Origin of the sequence: Argonema galeatum A003/A1, assembly GCF_023333595.1 — a bacterium.
GTDB classification, from domain to species: domain Bacteria; phylum Cyanobacteriota; class Cyanobacteriia; order Cyanobacteriales; family Aerosakkonemataceae; genus Argonema; species Argonema galeatum.
Genome location: NZ_JAIQZM010000083.1, coordinates 1 through 3,064 on the forward strand (window position 1 = coordinate 1; position 3,064 = coordinate 3,064).

8 protein-coding genes are annotated in these 3,064 nt (G+C 46.4%); 5 read left to right on the forward strand and 3 right to left on the reverse strand.

Translation table 11 applies throughout. The features are described from left to right. Positions 1-69: 69 nt before the first annotated feature. The 3 genes from LAY41_RS31970 to LAY41_RS31980 form a co-directional block, all read right to left on the reverse strand. Positions 70-807 carry a hypothetical protein gene (locus tag LAY41_RS31970; protein WP_249106715.1) on the reverse strand — a complete coding sequence of 246 codons (738 nt, stop codon included), beginning with the start codon at positions 805-807 and terminating at the stop codon, positions 70-72. Further along, positions 804-980: a hypothetical protein gene (locus LAY41_RS31975; RefSeq protein WP_249106716.1), complete on the reverse strand. Its 177-nt coding sequence runs from the start codon at positions 978-980 to the stop codon at positions 804-806. Before LAY41_RS31975 ends, LAY41_RS31970 begins: the two co-directional genes overlap by 4 nt. 149 nt (positions 981-1,129) lie before the next feature. After that, the gene (locus LAY41_RS31980; protein WP_249106717.1) at positions 1,130-1,303 is read right to left on the reverse strand and encodes a hypothetical protein; all 174 of its coding nucleotides are present in this window, start codon (positions 1,301-1,303) and stop codon (positions 1,130-1,132) included. Between the two features lie 159 nt (positions 1,304-1,462). Between LAY41_RS31980 and LAY41_RS31985 the strand changes: the two genes are divergently transcribed. The 5 genes from LAY41_RS31985 (at position 1,463) to LAY41_RS32005 (ending at position 2,818) form a co-directional block, all read left to right on the forward strand. Then, entirely contained in the window at positions 1,463-1,684 is a 222-nt protein-coding gene (locus LAY41_RS31985) for a hypothetical protein (RefSeq protein ID WP_249106718.1), read from the forward strand. 2 nt (positions 1,685-1,686) lie between these two features. Further along, positions 1,687-1,956 (forward strand): helix-turn-helix transcriptional regulator, encoded by a 270-nt coding sequence (locus tag LAY41_RS31990; protein WP_249106720.1) that lies wholly within the window; start codon positions 1,687-1,689, stop codon positions 1,954-1,956. Positions 1,957-2,193: 237 nt separating this feature from the next. Beyond that, positions 2,194-2,331, forward strand: a complete 138-nt coding sequence (locus LAY41_RS31995) for a hypothetical protein (protein WP_249106722.1) — start codon at positions 2,194-2,196, stop codon at positions 2,329-2,331. 60 nt (positions 2,332-2,391) lie between these two features. Next, the gene (locus tag LAY41_RS32000) at positions 2,392-2,532 is read left to right on the forward strand and encodes a hypothetical protein (RefSeq protein ID WP_249106724.1); all 141 of its coding nucleotides are present in this window, start codon (positions 2,392-2,394) and stop codon (positions 2,530-2,532) included. A gap of 64 nt (positions 2,533-2,596) precedes the next feature. Then, complete coding sequence (locus LAY41_RS32005; protein ID WP_249106726.1) at positions 2,597-2,818, forward strand: hypothetical protein; 222 nt, start codon at positions 2,597-2,599, stop codon at positions 2,816-2,818. Positions 2,819-3,064 lie beyond the last annotated feature (246 nt).

Here is a 3,064-nt window from a genome sequence, read left to right on the forward strand (position 1 = left end):
CCCATATCTCAGGATTATGATGAGCGTATGAGTTACCTAATCTGGTTTTAAAAGGGGATTTCATCGACATCAGAAATCACTCCTGTCGTATGATTCAGGGATGGGATCCTTGAGGCTACGCTGAAGACGTTCTGCGGCTAAACCACAGATTTTAAGGATGATAATTTGGATGCAACCGTAAACAGAAGATGACCAATTATTCCTCGTAAGCGTTTCCTTGCATTGAGCGATAAGAGCTAAATCCTCGATAGTATCGTTCATCACTTTCTCCAGCGAACGTATGTCTTTTCGGTAAGTGGAAAATACATACTCTATGCGGTTGGCAAAAGCGTTGAAATCACCATCGTCTTCTCTTTGAATTCCTATTATTGCTTCGTGCCTCAGTAATTCGGTTTTGAGCTTTTGGATGCTTCTGTGGGCAGCCGCGCTTGAGTTGAGGGCGGCAAGCACTTTCCGCGTTTCCAGGATTAGCGTTGGAATATCGTCTATGGCTGAATTGAAGTCAAGGCCAAGAGATGAGGAATATCCACTTAGTTCGGAACGCAAGGAGTCTATTTGTTCTTGCCCTTGTATGATGGTGTCGCGTTCAACTCGTTCTAATAAATCGCCTGTCACAACATAGTGCATGGGTTCTCCACCAACACGAACCATGTCATCGACAGGGTGAATATAGAAACTGGTTTCGCCGTCTTCTATCTGAATTTCTTCGACATAGAACCGGGTGATGCCTATGCTTTTTCCAGTTTTCAAATAACTTTCAAGTGTCATTTTTGGTTGTCCTTTGAAGGTTCCTTCTGTTTGAGTCATTCGTTGTCCTGCATGAATTCAACTATTCCCAGGTGATACGAGCAGTATTGTTTACCTGGCAAAGCTGGATCGTCACAATCGCCTTCGTTTGAATTCCAAGAGCAGCATAATGAGGCTTCGTCTTCTGACCAGACAAGTTGTTTTCCCTCCAAGTGATGAATTTCGAGCGTCATCTTTGGTTGTCCTGTCCTATTTGGGGTTTTAAACTTCTTCGCGTCTGGGCAGGTTGCCCAGTGGCTAGTGCCGTCCTGGTTTACGGGGGTTAGTTTGCCGCTCAAGGTTCTCATCCAAGTGATTTCGACTTTGCAGGATTTGCAGTGCGTCATGCGAATCTCCTTTTCCGGGGTGTGCCTTTTTTGGGTTTGTTGTAGTTCTTGTGCCGAACTTTGGCTGATTTGTATGTTGGGCTACGCAACAATTCTCGGTAGCGATCGCCTACTTCCTTGCCGTATTCCTCTTCCAGGTAGAGGGCGAAGTCCGTGTATGGATGGTTCATCGATCGTGATCTCTCGGATAGATTGCTCGACAATAATCAAGCGCACTTTTTGTTTGGGTTTGGGTAAATACAGTTGCAGCAACAAACTGTTTGGTTAGACAGGGCGTCCCTCACACGGACGCCCTGTTTGTCCCTCAATCCAAACTCGGTTAGTCGATCATGGACACCTCCTGTGTAAAGGACGGCACTCCAGGGCCGAGAATGCGGCTGAGTGCTGGTATGGCGATCGCTGAGATGGTGCGACACTTACTTAAAAGGCAGTTCAGCGGCTTAGCAGGTGCGGGACTGCCCTTTGCGTCGTCTACCACGTCGGAGGACTTGCACGTAAGGCGAACCTTACCTATAATGGTGACAGGTCAACCTTACACTGTCAAGGCGTAAGCATGAAGAATGAAATTTTTATGACTCTTTTGGAACGTAAAGGGCTTACTCAGGAGCGATTTGCAGAATTGGTTGAATTAGCTTGGAACAACATATCAGGTCGCCCTTTGTCTCGACAGGCTGTATCGGCTTGGATTAATGGAAGAGCCATTCCTAAGCTCTCGCCTGCGGAAACTCTGGTGATTATTGAAATTCTGGGGTGTACATTGACCGAGTTTGCTATGGCTTTTCCTCGCGAGGCAGAGATTAAAAAGCTTGCAGATACCCCTTGACAATGTAAGTTTAACCTTGCACTATAGACGGTGTAAGGTTAAACTTACATTGCCGAACCTGGCTGCTACATAAAGATGATTAAATCCGTCCCTGCCTCTAACAGGTGTAGTTTCCAGGTTCGAGTCCTGGCTGTTCCATTCCCGTCACACATTCGATCGAGCCTGTAAGTCGTCGCGTCGCGTGGCTCTCGGAGTGAATGGGAAAACTCAAAATCCTAAATCCTAAATCTCAAAACCATGAACGAAGATACCTTGCTAGAAACACCCTTTCCAGAGCTTAGTAAAGACGAGGCTGAAGACGAGGATGAAGACGAGGATGAAGACGAGGCTGAACCCGTCGTCTTAATCGTCTTCTCAAGTGCTGCGATCGTCTAATTCCTGGCTTACTGAAAGGGGATTCTGCTAATAGAATCCCCGTGTTCATCAGGAGTAACCATGTCTAAAAGGAAGTCTTCCATTCAGAAAAACAACCGGCGTCGCCGCCGTCAACTAAAGCCAATAACCATCGAACAGTTGGTTAGCGGCATTCAACAAATACCCACAACACAGTACGTCTTTACCAAAGCTATCCATTGAAAAACCAGGGGTACGAATTCAAATCTCTACCCCTGGCCTATCCCTAAAGAGAGATATAACGATTGTGACACATCCAACATTCCTTCAAGAATTGCAAACAGTGCTTGAAATCCTGGCGAGACTTTCGGAATCGCCCGAATGGAAAAAGGCTTACAAGATGGCAACGGACGACCGCGAAATGACGTTAGAGGATGCGTTCGCAGCGGTTGATTGGTTAGTCCATAAAACCATAACCACTAATATCGATTGGTCAAAAACGACCGTGACCGACCATGAGCAGGCGTAAACGCTTTAGATTTCCGCATCCGCTGAAGCTTCTGCTGATAGCAATCTGGGTTGCTCTTGCGGTTTACCTGTTTGGAAAAATCCAAATTTCAGTATCCCTGAGCGATCGCGCCCAACCACCAATGTTCACAACCAACCATGAACGGCCATGAACAGAGACGAAATTATGGCAGCGCTAGAAATTAGCCTCAGCACCTTTAAACGGTATTGCAAGGCTCACGACCTTCCGACCAATAAGCCTCAATAC